Genomic DNA, 15,778 nt, shown 5'->3' on the forward strand with positions numbered 1-15,778 from the left:
AGCGCTAGCAGCTATTTTTTCAGGAGCGATTTGCGCCCGGTCCTTCGGGGGATGGCGTGAGCATCGTGGACTCCACCTTGTTCGCCAACTGGGCCACGGCCAGCGCGGCGGGGCAGCCGGGCATCTGCAGCATCAGCAACTGGCGGCGCATCACGGCGTCGCGCACCGAGGTGTCGGCGGGAATGTCCCCCACGTGGATCAGCCGCATGGGGCGGCCGGTGTCGGTGGTCACGAAGCGGTCCAGCACCTGCTGCAACTGCCCGGTGATGGCGCGTCCGTCCCCCGGACGTGCGGCCTGGTTCACCACCATGCGCACGTGCTGGCGCTTTTGCTGGGTGGCCAGCACCTTGATGGCGGCGTAGGCGTCGGTGAGCGACGTGGGCTCGGGCGTCGCGACGATGAGCACCTCGTGCGCCAGCGAGACGGAAAACAGCACCACGTCGGAGATGCCCGCGCCGGTGTCCAGCAGCACCACGTCAAAGCGGGGTGCCAGCGTGTGGATGACGTTGAGGAATTCGTTGCGCACCTCGGGCGTGAGGCGCGAGTACTCGACCATGCCGGAGCCGGCCAGCAGGACCGAAAAGCCGCCGGGCGCCTTGATCACGGCGTCTTCCAATTGGGCCTTGCCGGTAAAGACGTCGTGCAGCGTGACCTTGGGGGGCAGGTTCAGCACCACGTCCAGGTTGGCCAGGCCCAGGTCGGCGTCCAGCACCAGCACGCGGTGCCCGCGGCGGGTGAGGGCGGCCGCCAGGTTGGCGGACACGAAGGTCTTGCCCACGCCGCCCTTGCCGCTGGTGATGGCGATGATGCGTGCGTTGGCAGGTGTGGTGGAGGGCACGGAAGCAGAAGCCGGCGCAGCGGCGCCGGCCGGTGGAGTCGTCGGGTTGGGGGACAGCGCGTCGTTCATCACTACTGGGCTTTCAATAGGCGCTGCCTGTGGATGGATCCAAAGGCGGGGGCAGCTCGCCACATCCCGACGGAGTGTATAGCGGGCCGAACAGCAGACTCTTTTCTTCCGCAGTGACCGTGCTGTCGGGTTGTTCTTCGATGCTGATGCAGTTGCGGCCGCCGAGCTTGGCCTTGTACAGCTCGGCATCGGCCCGGTCGGCCCACAGGGCGGTGGTGCTGCGGATCCATTGCAGCGCGAAGGCGCCGCCGATGCTCACGGTGACGTTCAACGTGAGCGATGGCGAGATGCGCACGGGCGTGGCTTCGATCGCGAGGCGCACGCGTTCGGCGATCACCCGGCCAAAGCCGAACTGGCAGGCGGGCAGCACGATGGCGAATTCCTCGCCGCCGTAGCGGGCCACGGTGTCCATGGGGCGTACGCAGCTCTCCAGCGTACGCGCGACGGACTGCAGCACGATGTCGCCGGCCAGGTGGCCATGGCGGTCGTTGACCTGCTTGAAATGGTCGATGTCCAGCATCAGCAGCAGCGCGGCTTCGCCCGAGCGCGCGACCCGGTCGATCTCGCGCTCCAGCACCGCACGCACGTGGCGGCGGTTGGCCAGCCCGGTGAGCGGGTCCTTCAGCGAGAGTTCGCACAGGCCGTCAATGAGGTTCTGCAGGTACAGCAGCGGCGTCTGGCCCTGCAGGGACACTTCGGAACCCAACGACTGCGCCACCAGGGCATGGGCCGTGGCCAGACGCAGGTCGCGCAGAGAGACGGAAGCGGGGGACGCGGTGTTTGTCACAACCAGAAACAAATATCTATCGGCAGTGTAGCAGCTATAGCTTCGGTAGCGGCTGAGCTGGGCCACTTGTGTCGGACTGCGGGGCCGAGGCAGGCTTCCCGGCGTCGGGAGGAGCCAGCCTCTGCAGTGCCGCGATGGCCTCGGCGTCGGTGCGGTACAGCGCGAAGTTGGGTCCCGGCGCCAGCGCGCCTGCATTGTCCAGCGTGTGCTGTACCGGCAGCTTGATGCCGGTCACATGCAGCGTGCCGCCGTGGCTTTGCAGCAGCGCGCGCAGGCGGATGAAGGCCTCCACGCCCGTCACGTCGATGCGGTTGATGGGCAGCGCGAACAGGCACAGGTGGCGGATGGACGGGCGCTGGGCCAGCTCGTCGGTCACACGGCGCTCCAGCGCATTGGCGGAGGCGAAGTCCAGCTCGGCATCCATGCGCAGGGCCAGCAGCTCTGGCGCCAGCGGGGGCAGCTGCCACAGGTGGCGGTCGCGCAGGCTGCCGTCGGGGTGCAGGCCCACCTCGATGATGCGCGGGTGCAGCCGCTGGTAGAGAAAGTGGCTCAGGTTCATCAGCAGGCCCACCAGCACGCCCCAATACATGCGTGGTGCCGTGGCCAGCGTGAGGCCGAAGGTGACGAGGCCGATGGCCGTCTCCACGCGCGAGACGCGCCACAGGCGGAACATGCCGACGGGCTTGATGAGGCTGGTGACCGCTGTCACCACCACGGCGGCCAGCACCGGCTGTGGTACGTGGTACAGGGCCGGCGTGAGCCACAGCAGCGTTGCCAGCACCAGCACCAGCGCGAACAGCGTCGCCCAGCCGCTCTTGGCGCCCGCATACAGGTTGATGGCGGAGCGCGAGAACGACGCGCTGGTGGCAAAGCTGCCGCACAGGCCCGAACTGATCTTGGCCATGCCATGGGCGATCAGGTCCTGGTTCTCGTTCCAGCGGGTGCCGCCCTGGTGGTGCTCCACCTTGGCGCTGGAGGCGGTCTCCAGGAAGCTGACCAGCGTGACGACCATCACCGGCATCACCAGCGCGCCCATTTCTTCCCACGAGAGCCATCCCGGCCAGTACAGCGTCGGCAGGCCAGAGGGCAAGTGGCCGATCACGGCGCCGTCGGCATCGGCATAGCCCATGGCCCAGCTGATGAGCGCCGCCAGCGCGATCACCACGATGGCGGCCGGGAAGCTGGAGCGCCAGCGCCGCGCCAGCACCAGGCAGCCCAGGCTGCCCAGGCCGAACGCCAGCGCGCGCAGGTCGAAGTGGTGCAGCGACGGGCTGACCGCCAGGGCGCTCCAGCTGGTGCGAAGGCCCAACAGGTCGGGCAGTTGCGAGGCCAGGATCAGCAACGCCGCAGCCTGCGTGAAGCCGCCCAGCACCGGCGAGGTCACCAGGTTGAGCAGCCAGCCGAAACGCACCACGCCCAGCAGCAGCTGCAGCAGGCCCGACAGCAGGGCCATCCACACCGCCAGCGTGACCCAATGGGCGCTGCCGGGCTCGGCCAGCCCGGTGATCGACGCGCCGATGAGCAGGCTGGTGAGCGCCGTGGGCCCGACGCCGAGGCGGGTGGATGAGCTCCACAGCACGGCCACCAGTGCCGGCACCAGCGATGCGTAGATCCCCGTCACCAGCGGCATGCCGGCCAGCGCGGCGTACGCCACGCCCTGCGGCACCAGCATCAGCCCGACGGTCATGCCGGCCCAGAACTCGCCCTGCAGCAGCGCGGATGTCGGGCGGGGCCAGGAGAGAAAGGGAAACCAGCGATGCAGCAAGGATGAGGACATGGGCCGATTGTCCAGGCTTGCGTCGGCACGTGCCTGAGAGCCGCTGTTGCCTGAGAGCCGCTGTTGTCCTACTGCGGTTTCGGCCCTGTCCGACCGGCTCGGCAGCCAGTGCTTTCTACAGTGGACCCCGTACCCACTGGAAGGAGATATGCCCATGACAACCCCTCTTTTTCGAGCGTCGCGCTGGACCACTTTCGCCGCTGCCGCTGCCCTGGCCGCCGGGCTGAGTGCTTGCAACAAGGCCGAGGAACCCACGGCCGGTCAACGCCTGGATTCCGCCATCAACAAGACCGAGCAGGCGGCCCAGGATGCCAAGCAAAAAATGGAATCCGCGGCGCAGGAAGCCGGGCAGGCTTCACGCAACGCCACGGCCGACGCAGCCGCCCTAGTGGACGATGCCGGCATCACCGCCAAGGTGAACGCGGGCCTGGCGCAAGACCCGGACCTCAGCGCCATCAAGATCGACGTGGACACCCGCGCGGGCGTCGTCACGCTCAATGGCCCCGTGAAAAGCGAGCAGGCCCGTGACCGCGCCAGCCAGATCGCGCAGGCCGTACCGGGCGTGACCTCGGTGGTCAACAACCTCACCATCTCCAGCGGCGGCTGAGCCTGGGCGGGGGACAGGCTCTACCATCGGCGCATGAAGCAGCCCTCCACACCCGACCTGTCCACCCGCCTCATTCACCACGAGTACACACCGCCGCAGGGTTTCCATGCCCCGCAGCCAGCGGTGCACAAGGCGTCCACCGTCATCTTCCCCAACGTCGCCGCAATGCGCGCGCGCGAGTGGAAGGACAAGAGCAGCTACACCTACGGGCTGCACGGCACGCCCACGACCTATCAGCTGGAAGAGCGCCTGGCCACGCTGGAAGGCGGGTTGCAGTGTCTGCTGGTGCCCAGCGGATTGGCCGCCATTTCCACCGTATCGCTGGCGCTGCTGCGCCAGGGCGACGAGGTGCTGATCCCGGACAACGCCTATGGTCCCAACAAGGCACTGGCCGAGGTAGAGCTGCGCCACTACGGCATCCGCCACCGTATCTATGACCCCTTGGACCCGGCGGACCTCGCATCCAAGATCACCGACGCCACGCGGCTGGTGTGGCTGGAGGCGCCGGGCTCCGTCACGTTGGAGTTCCCCGACCTGGTGGAGCAGGTGCGCATCTGCCGCGCACGCGGCGTGGCTACGGTGCTGGACAACACCTGGGGCGCGGGCCTGGCTTTCGCACCCTTCGACCTGCTGGGCCGTGGCGCGGGTGCCGAGGGCGCGCTGGGCGTGGACGTATCCGTGCATGCGCTCACCAAGTACCCCAGCGGCGGGGGCGATGTGCTGATGGGCAGCATCACCACCCGCGACGAAGGCTTGCATCTGCGCATCAAACTCACGCATATGCGGCTCGGGCTCGGAGTGGGGGCGAACGACGTGGAAGCGGTCTTGCGGGCGCTGCCCAGCATGGCGCTGCGCTACCACGCGCACGATGCGGCCGCGCGCGACCTGGCGCAGTGGATGGGCTTGCAGCCCGCGGTGGCCCAGGTGCTGCACCCGGCGCTGCCCGGATCGCCCGGCCATGCGCAGTGGAAGGCGCTGTGCGGCGCAGCCAATGGCGGGCAGGGCGCTGCCGCCGGCCTGTTCAGCGTGGTCATTGACGCACGCCACAGCCAGGCGCAGGTGGATGCCTTTTGCGACGGCCTGCGCCTGTTCAAGCTGGGCTACAGCTGGGGCGGACCGATGAGCCTGGTGGTGCCCTACGACCTGCCCAGTATGCGCACGGGCGCCACCGCGCATCTGCGGCCCGGCACCGTGGTGCGCTTCTCCGTGGGGCTGGAGGCCGTGGACGACCTGCGTGCCGACCTGGCGCAGGCGATGCACCAGGCCTTTGGAGCTGCCTGATGCGTTGGCGGCTGGCGCGGCGAGGGTGGTAGTTTCCTTGATGGTGGTCAGGCAGTCAGGTGGTTAAGGTGGCAGCAACGCCACTGCCGCAGCGATGCCGACCGCCATGTCTGATTCTTCCGCGCCAGTCACCTCCGCGCCGGTGTCCGCACCGGTGACTCTCAACCCCTTGCGCTGGCCGGACCCGCTGCGTTGGCTCGTGCTGGGGGCGCGCGACATGATGGCCGCGCCCGGCGTGGCGCTGTTCTACGGTACGTGGTTCTGGGGCATGGCACTCCTGCTGGGCTGGGTGTTCCAGGCGCGGCCGGAATACACCATGTCGTTTGCCAGCGGCTGCCTGCTGGTGGGCCCATTCCTGGCCATGGGGCTGTACGACACCAGCCGCCGGCGCGAACAGGGATTGGCACCCGATCTGGGTGAATCGCTGACCTGTTGGGACCGCCACCTGGGCAGCATGGGCATGCTGGTACTCGTACTTGTGGTGCTGGAGCTGCTGTGGGGCCGCGCGTCGCTCGTGGTGTTTGCCGTGTTCTTCAACACCGGCATGCCGTCCACCACGGGGGTGGTGCAGGCGGTGTTCAACCCGGCCAACTGGCAGTTCGTCGCCGTGTACCTGCTGGTAGGCAGTGTGTTCGCGGCCCTGGTGTTCTCCAGCATGGTGGTGTCCATTCCGATGATTCTGGACCGCGACACCGATGCGCTCACGGCCGGCATTGCGAGCATGCGGGTGGTGGTGGAAAACCCCGGCGTGATGCTGCTGTGGGGCCTGCTCATCACGGCGCTGGTGGCGTTGTCGCTGTTCGCCTGGGGCGCGGGCTTGCTGGTGGTGGGGCCGGTGCTGGGGCATGCCAGTTGGCATGCCTACCGCGCGGCGGTGGCGGCGCCCCCTGCGACCCCTGCGTCCGCGCAGGCGCCGCAGAGCGCCGGCTGATTCTTTGACGATGGTTTACAGCAAGGCGCGCAGCGCGGGCCACACGTTGTCCAGCATGCGCGGGTGCGCCTGGGCCGTGGGGTGGATGCGGTCGGGCTGGAACAGCGCCGTGGGATCGGGCCCATCGGCCACGCCCTTGAGCAAGAAGGGCACGAGCGCTGCCTTGCGCTCCTGGGCCACGTTCTCGAAGACCTCGGCGAACTGCCGGGTGTAGTTGGCGCCGTAGTTGGGCGGCACCTGCACACCCACCAGCAGCACGCGCGCGCCCGCGGCCTGGGCCTGTTCGGTCATCCACGCCAGGTTGCCCTGGGTGCTGGCCAGCGGCAGGCCGCGCAAGGCGTCGTTGCCGCCGAGTTCGATCACCACATGCGTGGGCCGGTGCTGCTGGAGCAGTGCGGCCAGCCGCGCACGGCCGCCGGCGGTGGTGTCGCCGCTCACGCTGGCGTTGACCACCGTGGCGGGGATCTTCTCCTGCGCCAGCCGCTTGTCCAGCAGCGCCACCCAGCCGGTGCCGCGCGGAAGGCCGTATTCGGCGCTGAGCGAGTCGCCCACCACCAGGATCACGGGCGCGCGGGTGGGCTTCTTGCCACCGGATTGCGCAAGGGCGGGCGCCGCGCCCCACAGGGCCAGGGCGCCCGCCACGATAAAGTCACGCCGAACCATATGCTTCACTGCCGAGAACCTTTCATGTCCGAAACCTCCGCCGCCACGGCCCCTGCCGCCTCCAACGACCGCATGCCGCCCGAATCCATCATCGCGGTGGAGCATGTGTCCAAGTCCGTCACGGACTCCACGGGTACGCTGGAGATTTTGCGGGATATCGATTTCCGCCTGGCGCCGCGGGAGACTGCGGCCATCGTGGGCGCCTCGGGATCGGGCAAGAGCACGCTGCTGTCCATCATCGCCGGGCTGGACACGCCCACGCGCGGCACGGTGCGCCTGGGCGGGCAGGACCTGTTCGCACTGGACGAGGACGACCGCGCCGCACTGCGCGCCCGGCAGGTGGGCTTCGTGTTCCAGAGCTTTCAGCTCATGGGCAACCTCACGGCGCTGGAGAACGTGATGCTGCCGCTCGAGTTGGCGGGCATTCGCGATGCACGCCGCCGCGCGACCGACATGCTGGAGCGCGTCGGCCTGGGCCAGCGCCTGACGCACTATCCCAAGGTGCTGTCGGGCGGCGAGCAGCAGCGCGTGGCGCTGGCGCGCGCCTTCGTGGTGGAGCCCGCCGTGCTGCTGGCCGACGAGCCCACTGGCAGCCTGGACTTCGCCACGGGCGAGACCATCATGGAACTGATGCTGGCCCTCAACCGCGAGCAGGGCACCACGCTGGTGCTGGTCACGCACGACCGCGGCATTGCCGCGCGCTGCGACCGGCGCATCACCATTGAGGCCGGACGGCTGGTCGATAACTCCTGAAAGAATAGCTGCCAGCGCTTGATGGTAGCTGGTTTTCAATGAATTTCATATTGAAACCCTTGCATAGCATGCGCTGACAGCTCTCGTATCGATAGCGAGCTGGTGGTGAATCAGACCTGCGCCTTGCGCTCCTGTGCCAGGCAGGCGGCGGCGGTGAAGATCACGTCGGTGGAGGAATTCAGCGCCGTCTCGGCCGAATCCTGCAGGATGCCAATGATGAAGCCGATGGCCACCACCTGCATCGCCACGTCGTTGCCGATGCCGAACAGGCTGCACGCCAGCGGAATCAGGAGCAGCGAGCCGCCTGCCACGCCCGATGCGCCGCAGGCGCACAGCGACGCAACCACGCACAGCAGCAGCGCGGTAGGCAGATCCACCTGGATGCCCAGGGTGTTGGCCGCGGCGAGCGACAGCACGCTGATGGTGATGGCCGCGCCGGCCATGTTGATGGTGGCGCCCAGCGGAATGGCAATGCTGTAGGTGTCCTCGTTCAGGCGCAGGCGCTTGGCCAGGGCCAGGTTGATCGGGATGTTGGCGGCAGAGCTGCGCGTGAAGAACGCCGTCACGCCGCTCTCGCGCAGGCACATCAGCACCAGCGGATAGGGGTTGCGGCGGATCGCCACGTACACGATCAGCGGGTTGACCACCAGCGCCACGAACAGCATGCAGCCCAGCAGCACGGCCAGCAGTTGGGCATAACCCCACAGCGCCTGGGCACCGGCTTCGGCGAACGTGCTGGCCACCAGGCCCAGGATGCCCAGGGGCGCCAGGCGGATCACCAACTGGATCACCTGCGTCACGGCCGCGGCGCCGTCCTGCAGCATGGCGCGCGTGCCCGCGCTGGCGTGGCGCAGCGCCAGGCCCAGCGCAATGGCCCAGGCCAGGATGCCGATGTAGTTGGCCTCCAGCAGCGCCTTGACCGGGTTTTCCACCACGCTCTTGAGCACGTTCATCAGCACCTCGGACACCGACCCCGGCCCCGCGGCGGCCTGTGCGGGCGCCTGCAGCGTGAGCGTGCTGGGAAACCACATGCTGGCCACCACACCCACGGTGGCCGCGGCCAGCGTGCCCACCGCGTACAGCACCAGCACCGGGCGGATGTGCGTCGTCTCGCCCGGTGTGTGGTTGCTGATGGCGGCCATCACCAGCACGAACACCAGCACCGGCGCCACCGCCTTCAGGGCCGAGATGAACAACGCGCCCAGAATGGACAGGTGGGGCGTGGCGGCGGGCCATACAGCCGCCAGCACAATGCCGATGACCACGGCGATGGCGATCTGGGTGACCAGACTGGTGCGCTGCACCCAGCGCAACAGGGGAGAGAGGATCATGATCTGAACAGAAGGAGGGCCTGAGCCGCTGCGCAGGCCGCGCAGCGCGGCGCCTTGTGGCAGGCGCGGCCGCCACAGGGACGGCCATGAAGGCGGTCAGGCAAGCGGCGCCGCTTGTGGCAGCGGCCCGTTTGTCAAGGGAAGAAACGCGGATTTTAGCGGCTGTCCGGCGGTGGCCTGCGCCGCGCCACGGTGCCAGTGGGGTCGCCGGCGGGATAATCGCTACCCATGTCCTCCCCCAAAGTCCTCTTCGGCTTTCACGCCGTGGGCGTGCGCCTGAAGACCGCGCCGCAAAGCATCATCGAGATCTATTACGAGCCCACGCGCCGCGACGCGCGCATGCGCCAGTTCCTGGAGCGCGCACGCGAGGCGGGGGCGCGCCTGATCGAAGCCGACGGCCTGCGCCTGGCCAAGCTGGCCGGCAGCCATGGCCACCAGGGCGTGGCTGCGCGGGTCGAGGCCGTGGCGCAGGTGCGCACGCTGGACGAGCTGCTGGACGAGCTGGAGGCCCGTGGCGTGAAAAATCCGCTGCTGCTGGTGCTGGACGGCGTGACCGACCCGCACAACCTGGGCGCCTGCCTGCGCGTGGCCGATGGCGCGGGCGCGCATGCGGTGATCGCCCCCAAGGACCATGCGGTGGGCATCAACGCCACCGTGGCCAAGGTGGCCAGCGGCGCGGCCGAGACGGTGCCGTACTTCATGGTCACGAACCTGGCGCGCACGCTGAACGAGCTCAAGGAGCGCAACATCTGGGTCATCGGCACCAGTGGCGATGCCGACAAGACGCTGTACCAGGTGGACCTGAAAGGCCCGGTCGCCCTGGTGCTGGGCGCCGAGGGCCCGGGCATGCGCCAACTCACGCGCAAGACCTGCGACGAACTGGTGGGCATCCCCATGCAGGGCGCTGTCGAGAGCCTGAACGTCTCGGTGGCCAGCGCGGTGTGCCTCTACGAGGCGCTGCGCCAGCGCGCCTGAACGCCGAAGGCGCCCGGCCCCTAGCCGCGGCGCGCCGCCTCGATGGCGGCAATGTCGATCTTGCGCATCTGCATCATCGCGTCGAACGCGCGCTTGGCGGCGGCGCGGTCGGGGTCGGTCACCGCGCGGGTCAGGGCCACGGGCGTGATCTGCCAGGACAGGCCCCATCGGTCCTTGCACCAGCCGCAGTCGCTTTCCTGGCCGCCGTTGTTCACGATGGCATTCCAGTAGCGGTCGGTTTCTGCCTGGTCGGCGGTCGCCACCTGGAACGAGAAAGCCTCGCTGTGCTTGAAGGCCGGGCCGCCGTTGAGCCCCAGGCAGGGGATGCCCAGCACCGTGAACTCGACCACAAGCACATCGCCCTCGTGGCCTGACGGAAAGTCCCCCGGCGCGCGGTGCAGCGCGCTCACGGATGAGTCGGGAAAGGTTTTCGCGTAGAACCGCGCGGCTTCTTCGGCAGTGCCGTCGAACCACAGGCAGACGGTGTTTTTGGCGGGTTGCGTCATGGAGTGCTCCTGCTGAGTCGGGACTGCTGGGCCTTTAACCCGGGATGTCGGGCTCCACCAGTGCGGCCAGCTGGGTGAGAGATTCCTGCCAGCCCAGGTAGCACATTTCCAGCGGAATGGCCTGCGGAATGCCGGCCTGGGTGATGCTCAGCTCGGTGCCGCAGCTCACGGGCGTGAGCCGGACGGTGACCTCCAGCGTGCCGGGCAGGTGCGGGTCGTCGAACCGGTCGGTGTAGCGGATGAGCTCCCCCGGCACCAGCTCCAGGTATTCGCCGCCGAAGGCGTGCGACTGGCCCGAGCCGAAGTTGTGGAACGACATGCGGAAGGTACCTCCCACGCGGGCGTCGAGTTCTTGCACCCTGCAGGTAAAGCCGTGGGGTGGCAGCCATTTGGCCATGGCGTCGCCCTCCAGGAAGGCGCGATACAGCTTGTGCGGCGTGGTGCGCAGCGCCCGGTGCAAACGAACGGTGCGGTCGGACATATGGCCTCCTTGGGTGTGGAGCATCAGGCCTGTGCCGTCACGTTGACCATCCACGGCGTGCCGAAGCGGTCGCGCGCCATGCCGAAGCCGGGCGACCAGAAGGTCGCGGCAAATGGCATGACGGTCTCGCCGCCGGCGCTGAGCGCATCGAACAGGCGGCGCCCCTCGGCCGCGTCGGCGGCCTGGATCGACACCCACAGGCCCTGCGGCAGTTGGTAGCCGCCACCACAGGCATTCGGGTCCTGCCCGGGAATGGCCGGCATGGCGTCCGATCCCATCAACGACTGGTCCTTGATCTGCAGCTGCACATGCATGATGCGGCTCTTGGCGGCCTCGGGCAGCGGGGGCATGTTTTCGGAGGGAGGTATCTCTCCAAAGGTGCTCTGGTGGACGATGGTGCCGCCGAACAGCTTGGCGTAGAAGGCAAAGGCCTCGGCACAGTTGCCGTCGAAGTTGAGGTAGGGTGTGAACTGCATGGTGTCTCCTTGGGGGTGGTTTGAGTGGAGTAGAAGAGGGGAAGAGGTGCGCGCCGTTTACGCGTGTACCAGCACGCGAAAACCGCCGTAAATCACACGCTGGCCGTCGAAAGGCATGTCCTTGGGGCAGAGCGGGTCGTCCATGACGGCCTGCATGCCGGCATCGCGCACCGCGCGCGAGGGCCACACGACCCAGGAAAAGACCACGGTCTCGTCGTCCTTGCGCTGCACGGCCAGGGGCATGGAGGTGAGCTTGCCCTCGGGCACGTCGTCGCCCCAGCATTCCACGATCTCCAGGGCGCCGTGCTTCTTGAAGATCTGCGCGGCCTCGCTGGCGTGCTGGCGAAAGGTTTCCTTGTTGGCAGTGGGGACGGCAAGCACGAAGCCGTCGATGTAGCTGTCGGGTTCCATGGCGCACTCCTTTGTGGACAATGTACACTTGCAGTGTATTCGGGCTGCGTCGATAAATGTGGACGGTGTATCTGTAAAAACTCGTAAATGCCGAATGAAGACCTGAGCCCCGCGCGTGCCACGTACCGCCATGGGGATTTGAAGCGCGCGCTGCTGGACGCCGGTGTGGCGCTGGCGCGCGAAGGCGGCCCTGCCGCGGTGGTGCTGCGCGAAGCCACGCGCCGTGCCGGTGTCGTGCCCAATGCGGCGTACCGGCACTTTCAGAACCACCAGGCGCTGCTGGAAGCCGTGCGCGCGGAGGCGCTGTCGGAACTGGCGCGCGCGATCGAGGCCGAGATCCATGCCACGCGCCGGCTGCGCGATCCGCGCCAGCGTGCACGCGCCGCGTTCCGCGGCGTGGGCCTGGGCTATCTGCGCTTTGCGCGGCACGAGCCGGGCCTGTTCCGCACCGCTTTCGTGGCGCGGCCCTTTGATGTGGACGAGCGCGCGCCGGACGATGGTGCGGCGCGCGGGGCCAGCGGCATGGATCCGTTCGAACTGCTGGGGCACACACTCGACGGCATGGTGCAGGCCGGTCTGCTGCCACCCGCACGCCGCCCGGGCGCCGAGTTCATGGCCTGGTCCGCCGTGCATGGCATGGCGATGCTGATGCTGGACGGCCCCTTGCGCGGCCTGGACGAGGCCGGCTGCCAGGCGCTGGCCGAGCGGCTGGTCGCCATGGTCGAGCAGGGCCTGTTGGCCGGGGCTGCGGCATGACGGACGATGCCGGAACGTCCGGCCCCTGCACCCCGCTGGACGAGGTGCGAGCGTGGGTGCGCGATGCGCGCCGCATCGCGGTGCTGACAGGCGCAGGCATCAGCGCCGAGTCGGGCGTCCCCACGTTCCGGGATGCGCAGACGGGCTATTGGGCGCAGTTCAACCCCATGGAGATGGCCAGCGAGACCGGCTTCAGGGCCCAGCCCGCGCGGGTGTGGGACTGGTACGCCCACCGCCGCGGCTTGCTCGCGGGCGTGCAGCCCAACGCGGGCCACCGGGCGCTGGCGGCGTTTGCGCAGCACGGGCGCGGGCGGCTGACGCTCATCACCCAGAACGTGGACGGCCTGCACCAGCGCGCCGGCAGCCCGGATGTGCTGTGCCTGCATGGTGACCTGACGGCCGACCGCTGGCTCGACCGTCCGCGTGCCTGCTGCGATCTGGCCCACGCTGCGCCCGGCCACCCGCCGCGCTGTCCCACCTGCGGCAACCTGGTACGCCCTGGCGTGGTCTGGTTCGGCGAGGCCTTGCCGCTGCCGGTGCTGGCCGCGGCGCAGCAGGCGGCGCAGTCCTGCGAGCTGATGCTGGTGGTGGGCACCGCGGGCGCCGTGTACCCGGCCGCAGGGCTGGCGCACCAGGCGCGCCATGCCGGTGCGCGCGTGGTGGTGGTCAACACCGTGGCCAGCGAACTGGACGGTATCGCCCACGCCGTGCTGCGCGGCCCGGCGGCGCGGCTGTTGCCGTTGCTGCTGGACGGGCCGCCGATGGTTGGGGCGCCATAATCGGCAGGTCTTCAGGGCGGGGTGGAATTCCCCACCGGCGGTAGGCGGCGCATGGAGGTTTTCTTGCACCGCGAGCCCGCGAGCGCCCCGGTTGTCATCAGTGCAACCGGGGGTCAGCAGACCCGGTGCGGGGCGGCGCAGGCCACTCCCAGTCCGGGGCCGACGGTCATAGTCCGGATGAAAGAAGACGTGCCGCGACCGGGGCCCAGTGCCCTGGGCGCGGCCGTGTGCTTCGCGCGTGCCGGGCCCCGGGCCCATGGCGCGCGTGGGTGCTTCTTGCATGCCTTGAGGCGTTTCTTCATTTCAACCGAGGAGCGTTTCATGTCTTTTCCCGCCACTTTCTTGTCCGCCCCTGGCGATCTCCCACGGGAGGTCACGCTCGCGCCCCTGCCCGCGGTGATCGCCGCGATCGCGGCCGGCCGCCCGGTGCTGGTGCTCGATGACGCCGACCGCGAAAACGAGGCCGACCTGGTCTGCGCTGCCGCCAACATGACCGAGGCCACCATGGCACTCATGATCCGTGAGGGCAGCGGCATCGTTTGCCTGTGCCTGACGCCCGCGCATGCCAAGGCGCTGGGGCTGCGGCCCATGGTGGAGGTGAACCGCTCGGCGTTCTCCACCGCGTTCACCCAGTCCATCGAGGCCGCGCATGGCGTGAGTACCGGCGTGTCGGCGGCCGACCGCCTGCAGACCGTGCGATGCGCCCTGCGCATTCCGGCGCCGGGGTGTGCACCCGAGGTCGTAAGCCCGGGCCACGTGTTCCCACTGGTGGCACGCGCGGGCGGGGTGCTGGAGCGTGACGGCCATACCGAGTCGGCCGTGGACCTGGCCGTGCTGGCCGGCCTGCCGCCTGCGGGCGTGCTGTGCGAGCTCATGAACCCCGACGGCAGCATGGCGCGCGGCGCACAGGTGGCCCGCTTTGCCCGTGCGCATGGCTTGCTGTGCACCACGGTGCAGGCGCTGGCGGACTACCGTCGCGCGCTGCGGCCCTGATACCGCGCTAGACCCAGCCGAACGCGCCCAGCAACGCCCCCGCGCCCAGCAGCCACAACAGGTGGATGCGCGTGCGCCACACCAGCAGGGTGGTGGCCGCGCTCAGCAGCCACAGTGGCCAGTCTTGCGCGGGCTCGCCATGGGCGCTGCCCAGCACCCAGGCCGTGGCCAGCAGCAGGCCGATCACCAGTGGTGCCATGCCTTGCTTGAAGGCGCGCACCGAGCGGCGCTCGCGGTTGCGGTGTGCCCAGCGCGTGGCGGCCCAGGTCAGCAGGCTGCTGGGCAGCAGCACCCCCAGCATGCAGACCGCCACGCCCAGCGCGCCGAAGGCCCAGGCCGCATGCGTGCCGGTGCCGGCCGCGTTCAGGCCCACGTTCCAGCCCAGCAGGGCGATGAACAGTACGTTGGGCCCGGGAGCCGACTGTGCGATGACGATGGAGGTGTTGAACTGCACCTCGGTCAGCCAACCCTGGCGCTCCACCAGGAAGCGGTGCATGTCCGGTGCGGTGGCGATGGCGCCGCCCACGGCCAGCAGCGACAGCGACAGGTAGTACAGGAACAGGTTCAGCCAGTCCAGCGGCTGCAGGTGCAAGGTCAGCGGTGCGGCCATGGCTGCGTCAGTGCCCCGCGGGAGCGAGCTTGCGCCAGGTGAGGGCGCAGGCCGCGCCGCCCACCACGGGCAGCACCCAGGCCAGCGGCAGGCGCAGCACGCTCATGGCGACGAAGGTGGCGGCTGCGATCGCGCCGCAGGCCCAGGGCCCCAGCGGGTGCTTGCGCAGCGATGCAGCCAGACGGCAGCCCACGCCCGCCACCAGGCCTGCGGCCACGGCGCCCATGCCGCGCAGAGCGCCGGCCACCATGGGCTGGTCGGCAAAGCCGGCGTAGACCACGGCCAGCACCACCACCAGCAGCATGGGCAGCAACAGCATGCCCGCCACGGCCACCAGCGCGCCGCGCAGGCCGAAGTAGCGGTCGCCCACCATGATGGACAGGTTCACCACATTCGGGCCCGGCAGGATCTGCGCGGCGGCCCAGTCCTCGACGAACTGCTCGTTGCTCATCCAGCGGCGGCGTTCCACCAGCTCGCGCTGCACCACGGCCAGCACGCCGCCAAAGCCCTGCAGCGCCAGCCAGGTGAAGGCCCAGAACAGCTCCCGCAGGCTGTGCGGGCGTGGATGGTCGTCCTCGGCGGTTCTGGCGGGCGATTCGGGGATGTGGGTGTGCATGGCGGGGCGGCGAAGCTGCGCATCGTACGCGTGGCGCGGGGCGGCCGTGCCGGCCTCGCCATCGCCAAACGCGATGCGGCCATCAGTCGATGCGATGGATGAACGGGATGGCATGCATAAGATCGTCCCGATCAAACC

19 protein-coding genes and 1 riboswitch are annotated in these 15,778 nt (G+C 69.0%); of the genes, 8 read left to right on the top strand and 11 right to left on the bottom strand.

Annotated elements, in window-relative coordinates:
- Window positions 1-19: 19 nt before the first annotated feature.
- Genes HND92_RS08725 through HND92_RS08735 form a run of 3 tightly spaced genes read right to left on the bottom strand, consistent with a single transcriptional unit; the run spans window position 20 to window position 3,471 of the window.
- Complete coding sequence (locus HND92_RS08725) at window positions 20-907, bottom strand: MinD/ParA family protein (protein ID WP_047350309.1); 888 nt, start codon at window positions 905-907, stop codon at window positions 20-22.
- A gap of 13 nt (window positions 908-920) precedes the next feature.
- Window positions 921-1,694: a GGDEF domain-containing protein gene (locus HND92_RS08730; protein WP_172206754.1), complete on the bottom strand. Its 774-nt coding sequence runs from the start codon at window positions 1,692-1,694 to the stop codon at window positions 921-923.
- A 34-nt stretch (window positions 1,695-1,728) separates the two neighbouring features.
- Complete coding sequence (locus tag HND92_RS08735) at window positions 1,729-3,471, bottom strand: SulP family inorganic anion transporter (RefSeq protein ID WP_172206755.1); 1,743 nt, start codon at window positions 3,469-3,471, stop codon at window positions 1,729-1,731.
- 154 nt (window positions 3,472-3,625) lie between these two features.
- Between HND92_RS08735 and HND92_RS08740 the strand changes: the two genes are divergently transcribed.
- The 3 genes from HND92_RS08740 (at window position 3,626) to HND92_RS08750 (ending at window position 6,290) form a co-directional block, all read left to right on the top strand.
- Window positions 3,626-4,078, top strand: a complete 453-nt coding sequence (locus tag HND92_RS08740; RefSeq protein WP_172206756.1) for a BON domain-containing protein — start codon at window positions 3,626-3,628, stop codon at window positions 4,076-4,078.
- A 33-nt stretch (window positions 4,079-4,111) separates the two neighbouring features.
- Window positions 4,112-5,359: a PLP-dependent transferase gene (locus HND92_RS08745; RefSeq protein WP_172206757.1), complete on the top strand. Its 1,248-nt coding sequence runs from the start codon at window positions 4,112-4,114 to the stop codon at window positions 5,357-5,359.
- Window positions 5,360-5,453: 94 nt separating this feature from the next.
- Window positions 5,454-6,290: a DUF2189 domain-containing protein gene (locus HND92_RS08750; RefSeq protein ID WP_172206758.1), complete on the top strand. Its 837-nt coding sequence runs from the start codon at window positions 5,454-5,456 to the stop codon at window positions 6,288-6,290.
- Window positions 6,291-6,305: 15 nt separating this feature from the next.
- Here HND92_RS08750 and HND92_RS08755 read toward each other — a convergent pair whose 3' ends face one another.
- Window positions 6,306-6,953 carry an arylesterase gene (locus HND92_RS08755; protein WP_011805479.1) on the bottom strand — a complete coding sequence of 216 codons (648 nt, stop codon included), beginning with the start codon at window positions 6,951-6,953 and terminating at the stop codon, window positions 6,306-6,308.
- Between the two features lie 24 nt (window positions 6,954-6,977).
- Here HND92_RS08755 and HND92_RS08760 point away from each other — a divergent pair, with 24 nt between their 5' ends.
- Window positions 6,978-7,706, top strand: coding sequence for an ABC transporter ATP-binding protein (locus HND92_RS08760; protein WP_047350314.1), 729 nt, complete (start codon window positions 6,978-6,980; stop codon window positions 7,704-7,706).
- Window positions 7,707-7,816: 110 nt separating this feature from the next.
- On the opposite strand, the gene sstT is transcribed toward HND92_RS08760, so the two are convergent.
- Window positions 7,817-9,037, bottom strand: coding sequence for a serine/threonine transporter SstT (gene sstT / locus HND92_RS08765; RefSeq protein ID WP_015913161.1), 1,221 nt, complete (start codon window positions 9,035-9,037; stop codon window positions 7,817-7,819).
- 228 nt (window positions 9,038-9,265) lie between these two features.
- Between sstT and rlmB the strand changes: the two genes are divergently transcribed.
- Entirely contained in the window at window positions 9,266-10,012 is a 747-nt protein-coding gene (rlmB, locus tag HND92_RS08770; RefSeq protein WP_015913162.1) for a 23S rRNA (guanosine(2251)-2'-O)-methyltransferase RlmB, read from the top strand.
- Between the two features lie 20 nt (window positions 10,013-10,032).
- On the opposite strand, the gene HND92_RS08775 is transcribed toward rlmB, so the two are convergent.
- From HND92_RS08775 to HND92_RS08790, 4 genes are read right to left on the bottom strand one after another with little or no spacing between them, the layout of a single operon-like run.
- Window positions 10,033-10,518, bottom strand: a complete 486-nt coding sequence (locus tag HND92_RS08775; protein WP_135147823.1) for a VOC family protein — start codon at window positions 10,516-10,518, stop codon at window positions 10,033-10,035.
- A 34-nt stretch (window positions 10,519-10,552) separates the two neighbouring features.
- Window positions 10,553-10,999, bottom strand: coding sequence for an SRPBCC family protein (locus HND92_RS08780; RefSeq protein ID WP_041836000.1), 447 nt, complete (start codon window positions 10,997-10,999; stop codon window positions 10,553-10,555).
- 23 nt (window positions 11,000-11,022) lie between these two features.
- The gene (locus HND92_RS08785) at window positions 11,023-11,475 is read right to left on the bottom strand and encodes a VOC family protein (RefSeq protein ID WP_011805473.1); all 453 of its coding nucleotides are present in this window, start codon (window positions 11,473-11,475) and stop codon (window positions 11,023-11,025) included.
- Window positions 11,476-11,532: 57 nt separating this feature from the next.
- Entirely contained in the window at window positions 11,533-11,886 is a 354-nt protein-coding gene (locus HND92_RS08790) for a DUF1428 domain-containing protein (RefSeq protein ID WP_011805472.1), read from the bottom strand.
- Window positions 11,887-11,973: 87 nt separating this feature from the next.
- On the opposite strand from HND92_RS08790, the gene HND92_RS08795 reads away from it, so the two are divergent.
- The 3 genes from HND92_RS08795 to ribB all read left to right on the top strand — a co-directional run bounded on the left by HND92_RS08795 (window position 11,974) and on the right by ribB (window position 14,414).
- On the top strand, window positions 11,974-12,642 hold the full coding sequence (locus tag HND92_RS08795) for a TetR/AcrR family transcriptional regulator (protein ID WP_011805471.1): 669 nt from the start codon (window positions 11,974-11,976) through the stop codon (window positions 12,640-12,642).
- The gene (locus HND92_RS08800) at window positions 12,639-13,421 is read left to right on the top strand and encodes an NAD-dependent protein deacylase (protein WP_253940126.1); all 783 of its coding nucleotides are present in this window, start codon (window positions 12,639-12,641) and stop codon (window positions 13,419-13,421) included. Before HND92_RS08795 ends, HND92_RS08800 begins: the two co-directional genes overlap by 4 nt.
- A 3-nt stretch (window positions 13,422-13,424) precedes the next feature.
- A riboswitch (FMN riboswitch) is annotated at window positions 13,425-13,614 on the top strand.
- Between the two features lie 128 nt (window positions 13,615-13,742).
- Window positions 13,743-14,414, top strand: coding sequence for a 3,4-dihydroxy-2-butanone-4-phosphate synthase (gene ribB / locus HND92_RS08805; RefSeq protein ID WP_172206759.1), 672 nt, complete (start codon window positions 13,743-13,745; stop codon window positions 14,412-14,414).
- Window positions 14,415-14,421: 7 nt separating this feature from the next.
- Here the strand turns inward: ribB and HND92_RS08810 are convergent, their stop codons facing one another.
- Both HND92_RS08810 and HND92_RS08815 read right to left on the bottom strand, forming a co-directional pair.
- On the bottom strand, window positions 14,422-15,024 hold the full coding sequence (locus HND92_RS08810) for a chromate transporter (protein WP_015913169.1): 603 nt from the start codon (window positions 15,022-15,024) through the stop codon (window positions 14,422-14,424).
- A 7-nt stretch (window positions 15,025-15,031) separates the two neighbouring features.
- Entirely contained in the window at window positions 15,032-15,640 is a 609-nt protein-coding gene (locus HND92_RS08815; RefSeq protein WP_172209218.1) for a chromate transporter, read from the bottom strand.
- Window positions 15,641-15,778: the final 138 nt, after the last annotated feature.

It is taken from the genome of Diaphorobacter sp. JS3050, assembly GCF_013154915.1.
In the GTDB taxonomy this organism is placed as follows: Bacteria; Pseudomonadota; Gammaproteobacteria; order Burkholderiales; family Burkholderiaceae_C; genus Diaphorobacter; species Diaphorobacter nitroreducens.

What these genes read in the sequence shown, in the direction of transcription:
- HND92_RS08725 (WP_047350309.1), bottom strand. Translation starts at nt 907, where the DNA reads ATGAACGACGCGCTGTCCCCCAACCCGACGACTCCACCGGCCGGCGCC.
- HND92_RS08735 (WP_172206755.1), bottom strand. Translation starts at nt 3,471, where the DNA reads ATGTCCTCATCCTTGCTGCATCGCTGGTTTCCCTTTCTCTCCTGGCCC.
- HND92_RS08740 (WP_172206756.1), top strand. Translation starts at nt 3,626, where the DNA reads ATGACAACCCCTCTTTTTCGAGCGTCGCGCTGGACCACTTTCGCCGCT.
- HND92_RS08745 (WP_172206757.1), top strand. Translation starts at nt 4,112, where the DNA reads ATGAAGCAGCCCTCCACACCCGACCTGTCCACCCGCCTCATTCACCAC.
- HND92_RS08750 (WP_172206758.1), top strand. Translation starts at nt 5,454, where the DNA reads ATGCCGACCGCCATGTCTGATTCTTCCGCGCCAGTCACCTCCGCGCCG.
- HND92_RS08755 (WP_011805479.1), bottom strand. Translation starts at nt 6,953, where the DNA reads ATGGTTCGGCGTGACTTTATCGTGGCGGGCGCCCTGGCCCTGTGGGGC.
- HND92_RS08760 (WP_047350314.1), top strand. Translation starts at nt 6,978, where the DNA reads ATGTCCGAAACCTCCGCCGCCACGGCCCCTGCCGCCTCCAACGACCGC.
- sstT (WP_015913161.1), bottom strand. Translation starts at nt 9,037, where the DNA reads ATGATCCTCTCTCCCCTGTTGCGCTGGGTGCAGCGCACCAGTCTGGTC.
- rlmB (WP_015913162.1), top strand. Translation starts at nt 9,266, where the DNA reads ATGTCCTCCCCCAAAGTCCTCTTCGGCTTTCACGCCGTGGGCGTGCGC.
- HND92_RS08775 (WP_135147823.1), bottom strand. Translation starts at nt 10,518, where the DNA reads ATGACGCAACCCGCCAAAAACACCGTCTGCCTGTGGTTCGACGGCACT.
- HND92_RS08780 (WP_041836000.1), bottom strand. Translation starts at nt 10,999, where the DNA reads ATGTCCGACCGCACCGTTCGTTTGCACCGGGCGCTGCGCACCACGCCG.
- HND92_RS08785 (WP_011805473.1), bottom strand. Translation starts at nt 11,475, where the DNA reads ATGCAGTTCACACCCTACCTCAACTTCGACGGCAACTGTGCCGAGGCC.
- HND92_RS08790 (WP_011805472.1), bottom strand. Translation starts at nt 11,886, where the DNA reads ATGGAACCCGACAGCTACATCGACGGCTTCGTGCTTGCCGTCCCCACT.
- HND92_RS08795 (WP_011805471.1), top strand. Translation starts at nt 11,974, where the DNA reads ATGCCGAATGAAGACCTGAGCCCCGCGCGTGCCACGTACCGCCATGGG.
- HND92_RS08800 (WP_253940126.1), top strand. Translation starts at nt 12,639, where the DNA reads ATGACGGACGATGCCGGAACGTCCGGCCCCTGCACCCCGCTGGACGAG.
- ribB (WP_172206759.1), top strand. Translation starts at nt 13,743, where the DNA reads ATGTCTTTTCCCGCCACTTTCTTGTCCGCCCCTGGCGATCTCCCACGG.
- HND92_RS08810 (WP_015913169.1), bottom strand. Translation starts at nt 15,024, where the DNA reads ATGGCCGCACCGCTGACCTTGCACCTGCAGCCGCTGGACTGGCTGAAC.
- HND92_RS08815 (WP_172209218.1), bottom strand. Translation starts at nt 15,640, where the DNA reads ATGCACACCCACATCCCCGAATCGCCCGCCAGAACCGCCGAGGACGAC.